This window comes from Streptomyces sp. NPDC059743, assembly GCF_042732975.1.
Taxonomy (GTDB): Bacteria; Actinomycetota; Actinomycetes; order Streptomycetales; family Streptomycetaceae; genus Streptomyces.
This window is the reverse complement of sequence record NZ_JBHWGS010000026.1, coordinates 86646-102870: the sequence shown is the minus strand read 5'-3', so window position 1 is coordinate 102870 and position 16225 is coordinate 86646. Positions and strand designations below refer to the sequence as shown.

General features: G+C 70.3%; 14 protein-coding genes, 1 pseudogene and 1 riboswitch. Of the genes and pseudogenes, 9 read left to right on the top strand and 6 right to left on the bottom strand.

Going from position 1 to position 16225, the window contains the following annotated elements; all coding sequences use genetic code 11:
* Positions 1–2: 2 nt before the first annotated feature.
* Complete coding sequence (locus tag ACFV6H_RS35030; RefSeq protein WP_385550565.1) at positions 3–1229, bottom strand: cytochrome P450; 1227 nt, start codon at positions 1227–1229, stop codon at positions 3–5.
* 136 nt (positions 1230–1365) lie between these two features.
* Between ACFV6H_RS35030 and ACFV6H_RS35025 the strand changes: the two genes are divergently transcribed.
* Positions 1366–1896: a gamma carbonic anhydrase family protein gene (locus tag ACFV6H_RS35025; protein WP_384986592.1), complete on the top strand. Its 531-nt coding sequence runs from the start codon at positions 1366–1368 to the stop codon at positions 1894–1896.
* 84 nt (positions 1897–1980) lie between these two features.
* Here the strand turns inward: ACFV6H_RS35025 and ACFV6H_RS35020 are convergent, their stop codons facing one another.
* Together ACFV6H_RS35020 and ACFV6H_RS35015 are read right to left on the bottom strand one after the other, a co-directional pair.
* Positions 1981–2721 carry a DedA family protein gene (locus tag ACFV6H_RS35020; RefSeq protein WP_385550563.1) on the bottom strand — a complete coding sequence of 247 codons (741 nt, stop codon included), beginning with the start codon at positions 2719–2721 and terminating at the stop codon, positions 1981–1983.
* A gap of 108 nt (positions 2722–2829) precedes the next feature.
* Positions 2830–3282 carry a DUF4442 domain-containing protein gene (locus ACFV6H_RS35015; RefSeq protein WP_385550561.1) on the bottom strand — a complete coding sequence of 151 codons (453 nt, stop codon included), beginning with the start codon at positions 3280–3282 and terminating at the stop codon, positions 2830–2832.
* A gap of 94 nt (positions 3283–3376) precedes the next feature.
* Between ACFV6H_RS35015 and ACFV6H_RS35010 the strand changes: the two genes are divergently transcribed.
* Both ACFV6H_RS35010 and ACFV6H_RS35005 read left to right on the top strand, forming a co-directional pair.
* Positions 3377–4522 (top strand): hypothetical protein, encoded by a 1146-nt coding sequence (locus tag ACFV6H_RS35010; protein WP_385550559.1) that lies wholly within the window; start codon positions 3377–3379, stop codon positions 4520–4522.
* A gap of 40 nt (positions 4523–4562) precedes the next feature.
* Positions 4563–5918: an MFS transporter gene (locus tag ACFV6H_RS35005; protein ID WP_385550557.1), complete on the top strand. Its 1356-nt coding sequence runs from the start codon at positions 4563–4565 to the stop codon at positions 5916–5918.
* Between the two features lie 17 nt (positions 5919–5935).
* On the opposite strand, the pseudogene metE reads toward ACFV6H_RS35005, so the two are convergent.
* Positions 5936–8251, bottom strand: a pseudogene (metE, locus tag ACFV6H_RS35000) (5-methyltetrahydropteroyltriglutamate--homocysteine S-methyltransferase).
* Positions 8252–8462: 211 nt separating this feature from the next.
* Positions 8463–8743: riboswitch (cobalamin riboswitch) on the bottom strand.
* Between the two features lie 103 nt (positions 8744–8846).
* Here metE and ACFV6H_RS34995 point away from each other — a divergent pair.
* Entirely contained in the window at positions 8847–9941 is a 1095-nt protein-coding gene (locus ACFV6H_RS34995; RefSeq protein WP_385550555.1) for an enoyl-CoA hydratase/isomerase family protein, read from the top strand.
* A gap of 22 nt (positions 9942–9963) precedes the next feature.
* Here ACFV6H_RS34995 and ACFV6H_RS34990 read toward each other — a convergent pair whose 3' ends face one another.
* Positions 9964–10665 carry a TVP38/TMEM64 family protein gene (locus tag ACFV6H_RS34990; RefSeq protein ID WP_385550553.1) on the bottom strand — a complete coding sequence of 234 codons (702 nt, stop codon included), beginning with the start codon at positions 10663–10665 and terminating at the stop codon, positions 9964–9966.
* Positions 10666–10826: 161 nt separating this feature from the next.
* Here ACFV6H_RS34990 and ACFV6H_RS34985 point away from each other — a divergent pair, with 161 nt between their 5' ends.
* The 4 genes from ACFV6H_RS34985 to ACFV6H_RS34970 all read left to right on the top strand — a co-directional run bounded on the left by ACFV6H_RS34985 (position 10827) and on the right by ACFV6H_RS34970 (position 14059).
* Positions 10827–11552: a DNA alkylation repair protein gene (locus ACFV6H_RS34985; protein ID WP_385550551.1), complete on the top strand. Its 726-nt coding sequence runs from the start codon at positions 10827–10829 to the stop codon at positions 11550–11552.
* 95 nt (positions 11553–11647) lie between these two features.
* Complete coding sequence (locus ACFV6H_RS34980; RefSeq protein ID WP_385550549.1) at positions 11648–11851, top strand: hypothetical protein; 204 nt, start codon at positions 11648–11650, stop codon at positions 11849–11851.
* An 89-nt stretch (positions 11852–11940) separates the two neighbouring features.
* On the top strand, positions 11941–13110 hold the full coding sequence (gene tuf / locus ACFV6H_RS34975; protein ID WP_385550547.1) for an elongation factor Tu: 1170 nt from the start codon (positions 11941–11943) through the stop codon (positions 13108–13110).
* A 103-nt stretch (positions 13111–13213) separates the two neighbouring features.
* Positions 13214–14059 carry a spermidine synthase gene (locus ACFV6H_RS34970; protein ID WP_384986582.1) on the top strand — a complete coding sequence of 282 codons (846 nt, stop codon included), beginning with the start codon at positions 13214–13216 and terminating at the stop codon, positions 14057–14059.
* 71 nt (positions 14060–14130) lie between these two features.
* Here the strand turns inward: ACFV6H_RS34970 and ACFV6H_RS34965 are convergent, their stop codons facing one another.
* Positions 14131–14838, bottom strand: a complete 708-nt coding sequence (locus ACFV6H_RS34965; protein ID WP_385550545.1) for an RraA family protein — start codon at positions 14836–14838, stop codon at positions 14131–14133.
* 244 nt (positions 14839–15082) lie between these two features.
* Between ACFV6H_RS34965 and ACFV6H_RS34960 the strand changes: the two genes are divergently transcribed.
* Positions 15083–16123 (top strand): alcohol dehydrogenase catalytic domain-containing protein, encoded by a 1041-nt coding sequence (locus ACFV6H_RS34960; protein ID WP_385550543.1) that lies wholly within the window; start codon positions 15083–15085, stop codon positions 16121–16123.
* The last annotated feature ends 102 nt before the right edge of the window (positions 16124–16225 follow it).

The following is a 16225-nucleotide window of genomic DNA, read 5'->3' as shown; positions in this document are numbered from 1 at the left end:
CGTCAGGCCGCGACGGGCGTGAACTCCACCGGCAGTGTCTGCGGTCCGCGTGTGAACACTCCGCGCTCGACCGGATCGAATCCGTCGGCGAGCCGGATGTCCGGCATCGCGTCGAGCAGCTGGTCCACTCCGATCTGCACCTCCGCCTTGGCCAGCAGCGCGCCGACACAGAAGTGCCGTCCCAGCGCGAAGGCCAGATGGTCGGCGGCGGCGGAGAAGGCCGTCGTCGTGGTCAGATCCTCCCGGAAGATATCGAAGCGGTCCGGCTCCTGGAAGCGGGAGCCGTCGCGGTTGGCGGAGCCGATCAGACAGGTGACCGTGGCACCGGCCGGTACGGTACCGCCGCTGAGCTCGACGTCCCGCGCGGTCTGCCGCATGATCATCTGCACCGGCGGCGTGTAGCGGAGCGTCTCCGCGAAGGCCCGGTCGATCAGGCTGCGGTCCTCCCGTACGGCCGCGAGCTGGTCCGGGTGGAGCAGCAGATTCGCGAAGATGCTGGCGATGGCCTTGTCGGTGGTCTCGCCGCCCGCGGCCAGGAGCAGGCTGCAGAAGGCCTTGATGTCCTCGTCGCTCATCCGTACGCCGTCGACCTCCGCCGCGCAGAGCGTGGAGAGAAGATCGTCGCCCAGGTTCTCGCGCCGGTCGCGGATGATCGGGAACATGTACTCGGCGAACTCGATCCTGGTCCGCTCGCCCGCCGCCGTGACCTCCGCGTCGCCGGAGAGATTGCCGAGGAAGGCGATGACCGCCGTGTACCAGCCGTGGAAGCGGGCGTGGTCGGCCTTGTCGAGTCCCAGCATGTCGGCGATGACATTGACAGGGAAGCGTGTCGCGTAGGACTCCACCAGATCCACGGAGCCGGTGTGCCGGAATCCGTCGATCAGTTCACGGGAGTTGCGCTCGATGACCGGCAGGAACTTCTGCTGAAGATCGCTGCCGCGGAAGGCCGGCGCGACCAGCGCCCGGCGTACGGAGTGCTCCCGCCCGCTGAGCTGAAGGATCGTTTTGCCATGGACGGGCTCGATCTGCCAGTCGTAATTGTCGGTGGTGAACACCGACTCCTTGTCCTTGAAGGCGCGCTCGACATCCTCGTACCGCGAGATGATGTAACTCTGCGTGGCCTCGTGCCAGATGAGCGGGGCGCTGTCCCGCATCAGACGGTAGGCCGGATATGGATTCTCGGCGAACTCGGGCGACAGGATGTCGGGGACCTGCTGTGCGGTGGCCATGAAGCTCCTTGTTCGATACCGGCCCGATCGGTAACGGGCAACGCACTTAAGGTTATTGATCATCTGTCATCAGAAATAGGCCACTCCTGGCCGACCTGCCGTACGTGTCCGAGGAGAGATCGCCTACGGTGCCTGTATGACGGAACGGGCATTGATCAGAGGCGTGGGCGGCGAGGAGCCCGCGATCGATCCGTCGGCGTTCACGGCGCCGACCTCGGTCGTCCTGGGCGAGGTGAGTGTGGGCGCGGAGGCGAGTGTCTGGTACCACGCCGTGCTCCGGGCCGACCGCGCGCCGATCACTCTGGGTGCCGGAAGCAATGTTCAGGACAACTGCACGCTCCATGCCGATCCCGGCTTTCCGCTCACGGTCGGCGAGCGCGTCTCGGTCGGCCACAACGCCGTACTGCACGGCTGTACGGTCGAGGACGAGGTGCTGATCGGGATGGGCGCCACGGTCCTCAACGGCGCGCACATCGGTACGGGCTCACTCGTCGCGGCGCAGTCGCTCGTACCGCAGGGCCTGCGCGTACCGCCGGGTTCGCTGGTCGCGGGCGTGCCCGCCAAGGTCAAGCGGGAGCTGACGGAGGAGGAGCGGGCCGGAATCAGACGCAACGCGGCGGGCTATGCCGAGATGGCGAAGATCCACCGCGAGGCGTACGAGAGCTGACAGAGGCCGAGGGACACTGCGAGCGATGGCGGGCCGGACGGCCAGCAGGCCAGGCGTGGACGGCTCACCAGGCGCGGTTTCCGGTCAGTCGGCGGCGGGTACGGCGTCGGGCTCATCGGCCGGCTTGGTCACGCTCTGTGCTGACGGTGCCGTCCGTGCGTTCTCCGGCTCGCCCGCCGTGGGCTCGGCCGGATGATCGGCCGACTTCCCGGCCGGCTGCTCGGCGGCCTTCTTGGCACGGTTCCGTACGACCAGCATGGAGACGATGCCGATCACCACGGCGAGCACCAGACCGAGCCAGGAGAAGCGCTTGAGCCAGGCCTCGGCGACGACGCCCACCGTGTAGATGACGGCGGTCGTACCGCCCGCCCAAACGATTCCGCCGAGCACATTGGCGATCAGGAACTTCCAGTACGGCATCCGCAGCACGCCCGCGAGCGGTCCCGCGAAGATACGGAGCAGGGCGATGAAGCGGCCGAAGAAGACCGCCCACATCCCCCACTTCTCGAACGAACGCTCCGCCATGGCGATCTGTGGCTCACCGCAGTGTCTCGGGAACCGTACGGCGAGCCAGGCGAGCAGCGGCCGGCCGCCCTTGCGGCCGATGGCATAGCCGATCGAGTCGCCGATGATCGCACCGGCCGTGGCACAGGCGGCGAGGATGTACGGATTGATGTCGCCGTGCTGGGAGGCGAGCAGCGCCGAGCTGACGAGGACGATCTCACCGGGCAGCGGGATACCGAGGCTTTCGAGGCCGATCACCACTCCGACCAGGAGATAGATACTGACCGGGGGGATGGTCTCAAGCCACTCCTGGACGTGCAAAGCCGGTTCCTTCCGTACTTCCGTGACCAGATTTCCCTGACCATCCACGGGCGGCTGCCCGGCGCGCGCGGGCGCACGCCGGGCAGCCTACCCGGTGGCCGGGGACGGTCAGGAGTGCGGGCGCAGGGTCCAGACGACCGTCATCTCACCTGTCACCGCGCCGTCCTCGCGCGTCAGCAAAACGGTCACGGGAAATTCAGGACGCTCTCCGGCGTCCAGTTCGGCGACGACATCGGCCACCGGGCGGCCCAGCGTCGCGGTTGCGGTGACGATTCCCATGGCGAGTTTCTTGTAGCCGATTTCCGCCTTGACAGCGAGCGGAACCGCCCGGTCGAGCTGGTCGCCGAAGGCGGCGAGCACGATCGCGCCACTGGCGGACTCGCCCAGGGTGAACATCGCGCCGGCGTGCGGTCCGCCGACATGGTTGCGGTACGCGGGCCGGTCCGGCAGCCGGACGACGGCACGCTCGGCGGTGGTCTCCAGGAATTCCAGTCCCAGGGTCCCGGCCATGGGGACCGTGGCAGCGAGCATCTCGCCGACGGACATCTGATCAGCGCTCATGGAACGCGAGGTTACCCGCGAGTAGAAGAGCTTGGCCATCCCCTGACAGGGCGGACGTGGCAGCGGTGGGACGACCCCTCTATGGTTACTCGCCATGTGGCCAGGACAGCAGCCGCCCGGGGGCGAGCAGAACCCGCAGGACCAGCAGCCGAATCCGTACCAGCAGCCGGGATACCAGCAGCCGAATCCCTATCAGCAGCCCGGGTACCAGCAGCCGAACCCTTATCAGCAGCCGGGCTATCAGCAGCAGCCCGGGCAGCCGCAGCAGGGACAGCAAGGGCAGCAGGGGCAACCGCAGCCCGGGTATCAGCAGCCGGGGTATCAGCAGCCCAACCCGTACCAGCAGCCGACCGTGCCGCAGTACGGCGTGCCCAGGCAGCAGGGACAGCCGGGCCCGCCCGGTCCGCCCGGCCCTTCGCCGGACAGGAAGAAGACGACCGTCATCGCCGTGGTCGCGGCGGCGGTCGTGGTGGTCGCCGCCGCGGGCACCGCGTTCTTCGTGCTGAAGAAGGACGACGGAACGGCCGACAAGGCCGCCGACGATCCCAAGTCCTCGGCGTCCGCCTCCGAGCCCGCTGAGCCGACCGCGGACACGCCCAGTGACAATCCCAGGGCCGGCGAGGAGAGCAAGCCGCAGATCGAGGGCTGGAAGGTCGTCACCAACCCGAAGCACGGAACGCAGTTCGACGTCCCGGCCGACTGGGAGGTCTCGGGCACCGGCGTCATATCCGGCTTCGAGGACCACAAGAAGAACGACGGCACGCCCGTCATCTCCTTCTCCGCGCCCGCCTTCTACAAGTCCAAGTGGTGCTCGCAGGACACCAACAAGGACGGGAAGATGGAGGACAGCGGGCTCGGCGGCACCGGCACCAAGGGCGGCAAGGGCGCCAAGGACACGGCGACGGCCGCGAAGAACGAGGCGGGAAGCTGGGCCTGGGCCGCGTACGCCCAGCAGGAACCGGAGGACAAGGTCAAGGAGAAGGTGAAGGTCGCCGACGCCAAGCCCTACACCACCACGTCCGGGCTCAAGGGACACTACGCGACGGCCGCCACCTCGGGTGTGACCAAGCCGAACAAGTGCGACACCGACGGCAAGTCGATCGCCTTCACCTTCACCAACGACAAGGGCGACTTCGCGACCTGGGTGCTCTACGCCAACACGGGCGTGCCGGACGAGATCCCGGACACGACGATCAAGCAGATCATGAGCACCGTACGGCTGACGGGCTCCTCGTCGTAATCGATTGGCCACCGGGCGCTGAGACGGGGATAGTCCCAAGGTGAACTCTCCTTCCGACGCGGCTCGCCGTCCCGCCGACCGCGACTCCCGGCGCCTTGTCCGCCGTCCCGCGTGGGCCGGCCGCAACTACACGCTGCTGACCGCCGCGGCGATCGTCACCAATCTGGGCAGCCAGGGTGCGCTGGTCGCCTCGGCGTTCGCGGTGCTGGAGTCGGGCGGCGACGCGGGCGATGTCGGGCTGGTGGCGGCGGCCCGTACGGTTCCGCTCGTCCTCTTCCTGCTCGTCGGCGGCGCGCTCGCCGACCGGCTGCCGCGGCACCGGGTGATGGTCGCGGCCAACGCCCTCAACTGCGTCTCACAGGCGTGCTTCGCGGTGCTCGTCCTCGCGGGCGAGCCACGGCTGTGGCAGATGATGGTGCTGGCCGGTCTCGGCGGTACCGGTCACGCCTTCTTCAGTCCCGCGTCCGAGGGCATGCTGCTGTCCAGTGTCGACGGCGCGCACGCGGGCCGCGCCTTCGCTCTCTACCGGATGGCGATGCACGGCGCGGGAATCGGCGGCGCGGCCCTGGGCGGCGCGCTGATCGCGGCGTTCGGGCCGGGCTGGGTCCTCGCCATCGACGCCGCCGCCTTCCTGCTGGCGGGAGCGCTGCGCGCCTTCCTCGATGTGAGCCATGTCCCGGTCCGTGCGCCCGGTGGCGGGATGCTGGCCGATCTGCGCGACGGCTGGCGGGAGTTCATCGGCAGGCCCTGGCTGTGGAGCATCGTCGTACAGTTCGCCGTGGTCAACGCGGTCGTCGTGGCGGCCGAGGCGGTGTACGGGCCGCTGGTCGCCCGGGACGAGCTGGGCGGGCCCGGTCCCTGGGGCCTCGCGCTGGCGGCCTTCGGCGCGGGCACCGTCGGCGGCGCGCTGCTGATGATGCGCTGGCGACCGCGCAGACTGCTGCTCGCGGGCACGCTCTGCATCTTCCCGCTCGCCCTTCCGTCGGCCGGGCTCGCGGTACCGCTGTCCGCCGCCGCACTGGCGGCGGTGATGTTCCTGACGGGCATCTCCGTGGAGGTCTTCGGCGTGTCATGGATGACGGCCCTGCACCAGGAGATCCCGGAGGAGAAGTTCTCCCGAGTCTCGGCGTACGACTGGCTGGGCTCGATCGGCATGGTCCCGCTGGCCACGGCGCTCGCGGGACCGGCGGAGAGCGCCTTCGGGCGGAGCGCGGCGCTCTGGGGCTGCTCGGCGCTGATCGTCCTGCTGACGGCGGCGGTCCTGACCGTGCCCGATGTACGCCGGCTGACCCGCCGCACGGAGAAGGTCGCCGCCGATTCGTCCTCGGCCGTCGGGCGGACCGATCCGGCCCGCCCGGCGACCGAGGACACCACGTCGCCCTCAGCCGCGCCTTAGGCCCCTCCCTGGCTGCCTTACGAGAAGCGGCTCCGTGTCGTCCGTGCCGCCGCCACCAGGTTCTCCAGGGACGTACGGACCTCGGACCAGCCGCGTGTCTTCAGACCGCAGTCGGGATTGACTCAGAGCCGCCGCGCCGGGACCGCCTCAAGTGCCGTGCCCAGCAAGGCGGTCATCTCCTCGGCCGAGGGCACGCGCGGTGAGTGGATGTCGTACACACCAGGGCCCACCTCGCGCGGATAGCCCGCCGCCGCCAGCTCGTCGGCGACCCGCATATGGGAGCGCGCGGCCTCCAGGCTGATCACATCGGCGTCCAGGTCGTCGATGGCGCGGATGATGTCGCCGAACTCCGCGTAGCACATATGCGTATGGATCTGGGTGTCGGGACGGACGCCCGCCGTCGTCAGCCGGAACGCCTCCGTCGCCCAGTCCAGATACGCCGGCCGGTCCGCCGCGCGCAGCGGCAGCGTCTCCCGCAGCGCCGGTTCGTCCACCTGGATGACGGCCGTACCGGCCGCCTCCAGATCCGCGACCTCGTCCCGCAGCGCGAGCGCCACCTGCCGGGCGGTCTCGCCAAGCGGCTGGTCGTCCCGGACGAACGACCAGGCCAGCATGGTGACCGGGCCCGTCAGCATGCCCTTGACGGGCCGGTCCGTCAGCGACTGCGCGTACGACGTGGTGGCGACGGTCATCGGCGCGGGCCGCGAGATGTCGCCCGCCAGGATCGGCGGACGGACATAGCGGGTGCCGTACGACTGGACCCAGCCGTGCCGTGTGGCGAGATATCCGGTCAGCCGCTCGGCGAAGTACTGCACCATGTCGTTGCGTTCTGGCTCGCCGTGCACCAGGACATCGATGCCCGCCTTCTCCTGGAAGGAGACGACCTCTCGGATCTCGGCCGCGATGCGCTCCTCGTATCCGGTCCCGTCCAGCCGCCCGGCCCGCAGTTCGGCGCGCGCCGTACGCAACTCGTCGGTCTGCGGGAACGATCCGATGGTGGTCGTCGGCAGCGGAGGCAGACCGAGGCGCGCGTGCTGGGCGGCGGTGCGCTCGGCGTACGGCTGGTCCCGGTGGGCGTCCGCGTCCGTCACCGCCGCCGCGCGGGCCCGTACCGCCGGATCGCAGGTGATCGCCGAGGCGGCACGGGAGGCGAGATCGGCGCGGTTGGCGGCGAGCCGGGCCGCGACGGTGTCGGTGCCCTGCGCCAGGCCCCGGGCGAGAGTGACGACCTCGTCGGTCTTCTGGCGCGCGAAGGCCAGCCACCGGGTGAGCTGCGGATCGAGATCCCGCTCGGCGGCGCTGTCCAGCGGGACATGGAGCAGCGAGCAGGATGTCGACACATCGACCTGTTCGGCCAGACCGAGCAGAGTGGCGAGCGTGGTCAGCGAGGCCGCGAGATCGTTGATCCACACATTGCGGCCGTCCACCACTCCGGCGATCAGCCGCTTGCCAGGCAGCCCGCCGACCGCCGCGAGATCGGTGAGATTGGCGGCGGCAGGGCCGGTGAAGTCCAGCGCGAGCCCTTCGACCGGTGCCTTCGCCAGTACGGGCAGGGCCTCGCCGAGCCGGTCGAAGTAGGACGCCACCAGAAGCTGAGGCCGGTCGGTGAGCGCGCCGAGTTCACGGTAGGCGCGCGCGAGCGCGGTCAGCTCGGCGGGCGTACGGTCCTGGACGAGCGCGGGCTCGTCGAGCTGCACCCATTGCGCACCGGCCGCGCGCAGATCGGCCAGCACCTCCGCGTACACCGGCAGCAGCCGGTCGAGCAGGGTGAGCGGCTCGAAACCGTCGGCCACGCCCGGCGCGGGCTTGGCGAGCAGCAGATAGGTGAGCGGGCCGACCAGCACCGGCCGGGCGGCGGTGTGGCCGAGCGCTACGGCCTCACGCAGCTCCGCGACCTGCTTGTCCGAGTGCGCGGAGAAGACGGTGTCCGGGCCCAACTCCGGGACGAGATAGTGGTAGTTGGTGTCGAACCACTTGGTCATCTCCAGCGGCGCCACATCCTGGGCACCGCGCGCCATGGTGAAGTAGCCGTCGAGCGCGTCGGCCTCGACGGCAGCCCGGTGTCGGGCCGGGACCGCGCCGACCATCACACTGGTGTCGAGCACATGGTCGTAGTACGAGAAGTCGCCCGTGGGCACTTCGTGGAGACCGGAGTCGGCCAGCCGGCGCCAGTTGTCGCGGCGCAGTCCTGCGGCCGTCTCCCGCAGCGTGTCCGCGGTGATCCGGCCCTTCCAGTACCCTTCGACGGCCTTCTTCAGTTCGCGGTCGGCGCCCTGGCGCGGATAGCCGAGGACGGTGGCCCTCGGCGTCGGCCTTGACCTCGAACTCGACATCGGACTCGGATGTGACCGGGCTGCCGCGGCTGCGGACTTGGGTGTCACGGGACTCTCCTTCGCGAGTCGTGCGGGAACGATCCCGGCGGAACTCGTAGGAGGCGAAGGAACGGAAGCCGGGACGGTGCCGCGCTCCACGCAGCCACGTGTCGCACACGCCCGCCCATATCCGCCGACCCGCCCACGAGGTCACCGAGATCTCCGTGTGCGGTGCTCGCACACGGGCAGTGGCAGGTCTTCGGACTTGTGGGCACACCTCGTGGCCGTGGCCGTTGGCCGTGACCATTGGCTGTTAACCGTTGGCCGTACGTATGACGTACGTACCGGTACGAGGCTCCTACTGGCCGTCGCTTCCCGGACGCGGTGCGTCCAGTGCGTATGACGGCGGTCGTTCCCACTCACCGCTGCGGGGCAGTCCCGGATTTCCACCGGGTTCCCTCTTACGACGCGGCTGCCTGGCGGACAGCGCGAACCGACTGCGTGTCCAGCCTAGAGGCTCGTGTGACGCGGCGGCCAGCCCGGTCCGGGGAACGGACCTGACGACCTTGGACGTACTTTCCTTGGACGGCTTCGGGCGTGCCGGATACTGGGCGGCATGGTCCACGACGACGAACCGGTACTGCTCGGCCGGGCCGGCCGCACCGCCCGCATCACGCTCAACCGCCCTCGCGCGCTCAACGCCCTCACCCACCCGATGGTCCTGCGGATCTCCGAGGCCCTCGCGGAGTGGGAGGACGACGAGAGCGTCACGGCGGTGCTCATCTCGGGCGCCGGCGAGCGCGGTCTGTGCGCCGGCGGCGACATCCGCGCGATCCATGAGGACGCGCGCGCCGGAAGCTCCGCCTCGCCCGACTTCTGGCGCGACGAGTACCGGCTCAACGCCCGTATCGCCCGCTTCACCAAGCCCTATGTCGCGCTGATGGACGGCATCGTGATGGGCGGCGGAGTCGGTGTCTCGGCGCACGGCAGTCTGCGGATCGTCACCGAACGGTCGGCGGTCGCCATGCCCGAGACCGGAATCGGTCTGGTCCCCGACGTCGGCGGCACCTATCTGCTCTCCCGCGCGCCGGGCGAGCTGGGGACGCATCTCGCCCTGACCGGCAGGGCGGTGGGCGCGGCGGACGCGCTGCTGTGCGGGCTCGCGGACCACTTCGTACCTTCGGAGCGGCTGGCCGCACTGCGTACCGCGCTGGCCGGGCCCGGGATACGCGAGGCGGCGGACGTCATCGGGACGGTACGCGCGTACGGGACCGAGTACGGGACTGAGCACGGGACGGCCGTGCCCGAGGGCCAACTCGCCGCGGACCGCGAGTGGATCGACACCTGTTACGCGGCCGACTCGGTGGAGGAGATCGTCGAGCGGCTGCTCGGCAGTGGCCGGCCCGCGGCGAAAGAGGCCGCGGAAACGATCCTGACTCGGTCGCCCACCGCGCTCAAGGCGACACTCGAAGCGATGCGCCGGGCCCGTCGGCTGCCGACGCTGGAGCGCGTGCTCGACCAGGAGTACCGCGCCTCGTGCGCCGCGCTGGCCACCCACGATCTGCGGGAGGGCATCCGCGCGCAGGTCATCGACAAGGACCGCAGACCGCGGTGGTCACCCAGGGAATTGACAGACGTCACCGAGGCCGATGTGGCGCGGTTCTTCGCGGCGCCGCCGGGCGGCGACCTCGGGCTGGCCGCTGTGAGCTGACGGCAGGGCTTCAGTGCACCGGTCAGCGGCGGAGGTGGTGGCGCTTGCGCCAGGCGACCACCGCCGCGACCAGACCGGAGATCACGATGAAGCCCATGGCGATCAGGAACACCGGTGATGTCGGCGAGGCGGCGCGGCTGCCCGCGACCACATACGCCGCGTTGTTCGGGATCGAGCCGATGAACGTCGCCAGCAGGAACGGCGCCCACCGCATCCGGGAGACGGCAGCGCAGTAGTTGCTCGGAGCGAACGGCACCCCGGGAAAGAGCCGGATCACCAGCATCGACCGGAAGGCGTGGGAGCTGAGCTGACGGTCGACCGCCTTCAGCCAGCGGCCCCGCAGCAGCGGGCGCAGCGCCTCCTGCCCGAGGAAGCGGCCGAGCCCGAAGGAGAGCGCGGCGCTCAGCACCGTCCCGGCGAGCGCGGCGGCCAGCCCGAGATAGGAGCCGAGAAGCGCGCCGGAGGCGATATTGAGGAGCGGGCGCGGTACGAACACCGTCGCGAGCAGCCCGTACGCCACGGTGAACAGCACCACGGCGATACCGCCGCTGACATGCGGCGGCCAGCCGTCGGCCAGCAGCTTCTGCGGCTCGTAGAGCAGCACCACGACGGCGGACGCGCCCAGCAGGGCCACGAGTACGGAGAACCGCGCCCAGGGCGAGAGAAGCGCCCGGTAGCAACGGAGCGCGAAGCTTGGCGAGGACCGGGGTACGGGGGCGAGCACCCGGCGAGCGTAGCCGACGAAGATGGCCGGTCGCCGGGCACGAGATGGCGGTCGTCCCCCGCGCGGCACAACGGAACGGGCCGCTCCGGGGGACGCCCGGGCAATGCCCGGAGAACGCGCAGGTCGGCGCCTGTGTCCGAGCCGGCCTTTAGGGTGCCCGTATGACGTCCGCAGTCACGCAAGTCACGCAGAAGCCCGCCGTGCCGGACAGCGCGCTGGCCGACACCGTGCTGGAGCGGCTCACGGCCGTGTATCCCACGGCGGCCGATCCGGTGCGCGCCGAGAAGTCCGTCGCGTACATGAAAGGGATCGCGCCGTTCCTCGGCATACCCGCGCCGCGGTGCCGGGCACTGGCCCGTACGGTCCTGGAGGGCACCGCGCGCCCGGACGAGACGGACTGCGCGGCGGTCGCCCTGCGCTGCTGGGAGCTGCCCGAGCGGGAGTACCAGTACTTCGCCGTGGACTATCTGCGCCGGTACAGCGGACGCTGCTCGTCCGGTTTTCTGCCCGTCGTACGGCATCTCGTCAGCACCGTCCCGTGGTGGGACACCATCGATCCGCTCGCCGCGCATGTCGCGGGCGCGCTGGTGACCGCCGATCCCGCGCTGAAGGCCGACATGGACCGATGGGTGGACGACGAGAACCTCTGGGTCGCGCGTACGGCCCTGCTGCACCAGCTCACATACAAGGCCGGCACTGACGCCGCACGTCTCTTCGACTACTGCCTGCGCCGCGCCGACCATCCCGACTTCTTCATCCGCAAGGCGATCGGCTGGTGTCTGCGGGAGTACGCGAAGACCGATCCGGCGGCGGTGCGGGAGTTCGTCGAGGGAGCGCGGGACCGGCTGTCGCCGCTGTCGGTACGGGAGGCCCTGAAGCACTTCTGACGGACCTCCGAAGCGGACCTCCAAAGCGGACGGTCAACTGGCCGTCGGCGGAAAACCATTCGACGCGGCGGCTGCCGTGAGCGAGGATCAGCGGCATGTTCCGGTACGCCTTCCTCGCAGTGCCGTCCGCAGTCGCGGACGCGCCGAAGGCTGCCGCGTTCCTCGTCCTCGCAGCGTGCTTGGCGGCAGCGGCCCTTGAGGCCGCAGCGGCGGCGGCAGTCGCCGCGGCAGCAGTCGCGGCTCTGGCCGCGGCTGCCCTCGCAGCCGCCTCGGCGCCCGTCGACGGCGCCCGAAGCTGACCCTTCCCGGATCGTCCGGCGGACCCCGCAGGGGGAGGGTCGGCAAGGCCCCGGGGTCCCTCTCACGCTTCGAGTTCCTGGAAGGAACCATGCCCAAGACGGCATACGTGCGCACCAAGCCGCATCTGAACATCGGCACCATGGGCCATGTCGACCACGGCAAGACCACACTGACCGCCGCGATCACCAAGGTCCTCAGCGACCGAGGGACCGGCACTTTCGTACCGTTCGACCGGATCGACCGGGCTCCGGAGGAGGCCGCCCGCGGGATCACCATCAACATCTCGCACGTCGAGTACGAGACGGACACCCGGCACTACGCGCATGTGGACATGCCGGGCCACGCCGACTACATCAAGAACATGGTGACCGGCGCCGCCCAGCTCGACGGCGCGATCCTCGTCGTCTCGGCGCTCGACGGAATCATGCCGCAGACCGCCGAGCATGTGCTGCTGGCCCGCCAGGTCGGTGTCAACCACATCGTCGTCGCCCTCAACAAGGCCGACGCGGGCGACGACGAGCTGACCGACCTGGTCGAGCTGGAGGTACGCGAACTGCTCACCGAGCACGGCTACGGCGGCGACGCGGCGCCCGTCGTCCGGGTGTCCGGGCTGCGCGCCCTGGAAGGCGACCCGCGCTGGACCGCAGCCGTGGAGGCGCTGCTCGACGCCGTCGACACCTATGTGCCGATGCCCGTCCGGTACACGGACGCGCCGTTCCTGCTCCCGGTGGAGAACGTGCTCACCATCACCGGGCGCGGCACGGTCGTCACCGGCGCCGTCGAGCGCGGCACGGTGCGCGTGGGCGACCGCGTGGAGGTGCTGGGCGCCGATGTGGAGACGGTGGTGACCGGTCTGGAGACGTTCGGCAAGCCGATGGAGTCCGCCGAGGCCGGCGACAATGTCGCGCTGCTGCTGCGCGGAATGCCACGGGACGCGGTGCGCCGCGGCCATGTGGTGGCGGCGCCGGGCAGTCTCGTACCGAGCCGACGCTTCACCGCACAGGTGTATGTGCTCTCCACACGTGAGGGTGGCCGCACCACTCCGGTCGGCAGTGGGTACCGGCCACAGTTCTATATCCGTACGGCGGATGTGGTCGGTGACATCGACCTGGGCGGGACGGCGGTCGCGCGTCCCGGTGAGACGGTCACGCTGACCGTGGAGCTGGGCCGTGATCTGCCGCTGGAGCCGGGGCTCGGTTTCGCGATCCGCGAGGGCGGTCGTACGGTCGGCGCCGGTACGGTCACGTCGCTGCTCTGAGCCTCGCTGCTCCGAGCCCTTGGCGCCGAGGTCCCGCGTCCGTCTTCCCTGTACGGGGAGGGCGGGCGCGGGACCGTATGCGCGGACGGCGCACAATGGGACGGTGAACGAGCCGATCCCCGTCATCCGCGCCGTGGACAGCGGCACCGCGAAGCTGTTGCCCGATGTGGACCGGGAGCGGGCCTGGCTGCTGACGGTCGACGGAGCGCCGCAGTCGTATGTCGATCTGGACGATCCGGCACATCTGGAGTTCGAGTACATACGGCGCCTCGCCCATGTGGTCGACTGCGCAGCCCGGGACGGCGAGCCGCTCACCGTGCTCCATCTCGGCGGCGGTGGCTGCACACTGCCACGCTATGTGGCCGCGGCCCGGCCCGGCTCGGCGCAGTGTGTGGTGGAGGCCGACGCCGGGCTGCTGGCGCTGGTCGCCGAGCGGCTGCCGATACCGGACGGCAGCGGCATCACCGTACAGAGCGCGGATGCCCGCCACTGGCTCGAAGCGGCGCCCGCGCGCTCGGTGGATGTGCTGATCGCGGATGTGTTCGGCGGTTCCCGGGTGCCCGCGCACATCACCTCCGTCGAGTACGCGCGGGAGGCCGCGCGGGTCCTCAAGCCCGACGGGATCTATGCCGCCAATCTCGCCGACGGCGCGCCCTTCGACTTCCTCCGCTCCCAACTGGCCACCTTCGCGGTGGTCTTCGAGGAGCTGGTGCTGATCGCGGAGCCGGGCGTGCTCCGTGGCCGGCGCTTCGGCAATGCCGTGCTGGTCGCCTCGCATAGCCCGGTCGACACGGCTGCGCTGGCCCGCCGTACCGCGTCCGACGCCTTTCCCGCGCGGGTCGAACACGGCGCGTCGCTACGGCGGTTCATCGGAGGCGCGACGGTGGTACGGGACAGCGGGGCGGTGCCCTCGCCGCGACCGCCGGAGGGCGCCTTCAGCATCGGCTGAGGCGCGGCTGCGGGGCCGCGAGGCCGACCGGGGCGGCCGAGTTGCCGTAACGCGCGGTCACTCCTCAGCAGTCACTCCTCGATGGCTCCGCCCACGGCCCGCAGATGGTCGCGGAAGGTCAGGGAAGGCGTCTGCCGACGCGCGGCGAGATAGGTGTCGAACCGTACCTGGCTGCGCAGGGACACACCGGAACGGATGCGCTCTGCCTGGCGCCGCTCGGTGTCGCGGATGGTCTCCGCCAGCGTGAAAAGGTCCTCGGCACGGTCGGCCGGTACGAAGAGCACACCGTCGTCATCGCCCAGGACCAGATCCTCGCGACCCACCGTCCACTCGCCCACTGTGGCTGACTCCACCGCGCCCTCGGGACGGGCGTCCAGGCGCTGAGGGCCGGTCGGCGTCGATCCCGTGCTGAAGACCGGCAGCCCGATCTCGCGGATGTCGGCGGTGTCGCGGTGCAGTCCCCAGATCACCACGCCCGCCAGTCCGGCAGCACCGGCCTCCAGCACGACGAGATCGCCGACACACGCCTCGTCGGTCCGTCCGTCGTTGTCGACCACCAGCACATCGCCGGGCGCGGCCTGTTCGAACGCCTCCAGAAAGATGTCCACGCTGCCGGCATGACGGGCGGGAGCCACCCGGCCCACCACCCGGCCGCCCGGTACGACGGCCCGTACGGCCGGTGGCGCACAGCGCACAGGCACGTGTGCGCGGATGCAGGCGTCCGCGACATGGGCGGTGGTCAGCGTCGCGAACCGCTCGCGGAGCTTCTGGTGATCCATACGGTGTCCCTTCTGGCATATGCGCATGTCCGTGGCCCTCGAATCCCTGGCGTCGTGGCCCTCGGCGGCGGCTCCCAGCCTTTCACGGCGTGACCTGGCCGGACACCGGTGGGGCACGGCCTGGAATGCGGCGGGAGCCACCGGGACGGAGACTGGAATGACCGGTCCGCGCCCGCGAGCAGACACACAGCGCGCACATCGACATGCCTACACGTAATGCATGCCCACACGTAGGGGGCCAGTGATGACCAGCACCAAGACTCGTACCTACCGCGCCATGCAGGTCGACCGGCCGGGCGCGGCCCCGCATCTCGTCGAGAAGGAGTTCCGCGAGCCCGGTCCCGGCCAGGTGCGGGTCGCCGTCGAGGCCTGCGGCGTCTGCCACACCGATGCCGTGATGATCGAGGGCGGATTCCCCGAAGCGCCGTTCCCGATGGTCCCGGGCCATGAGATCGCCGGACGCATCGACGCCATCGGGGACGGTGTCGAGGAGTTCGAGAAGGGACAGCGTGTCGCCGTCGGCTGGTTCGGCGGCAACTGCGGCCACTGTGTGGCGTGTCGTGACGGTGACGCCATCAACTGCGCCACTCTCCAGACGCCGGGCCTGGCCTATCCCGGCGGCTACGCCGACACGGTCGTGGTGCCCGCCTCGGCCCTGGCCCGTATCCCGGACGGCTTCAGCTTCGTGGACGCGGCGCCGATGGGCTGCGCCGGTGTCACCGTGTGCAGCGCGCTCAGCCGCAGCGCCGCCCGTCCCGGCGATCTGGTCGCCATCATCGGCGTCGGCGGACTCGGCCATCTCGGCGTGCAGTTCGCGGACAAGATGGGATTCGAGACGGTCGCCATCGCACGCGGAAAGGACAAGGAGCCGCTCGCGCGCGAGCTGGGGGCGCGCCACTACATCGACAACCGGAGCCAGGACGTCGCGGCGGAGCTGAGGGCCCTTGGCGGCGCCAAGGTAGTCCTCAACACCGCGACCAACAGCAAGGCGGCGACCGACACGCTGGACGGGCTGGGCCACCGCGGCGAACTGATCGTCATCGCACTCCATCCGGAACCGCTCCAGATCAGCACGATCCAGTTGATCACCGGTACGCGCAAGGTGTACGGCCATGCCTCCGGCACCTCGCGCGAGGTCGAGGAGACCCTGCGCTTCGCGGCCCTCACCGGTGTCCGGCCCATGACCGAGGAAGTACCACTCACCGAGGCCGGCCCGGCGCTGGACAAGATGCTCGCGAGCAAGGCCCGCTTCCGCATGGTCCTGACCTCGGGCCCGGGCCACTGAGACGTCACGCGGGCGAAGCCCAGTAACCCGGCCGACGAGGACGGTGGCACGATGACGCCAAAGCCCGCCACTCCCTTGGCTCCTGGCCACACAACTGATCGT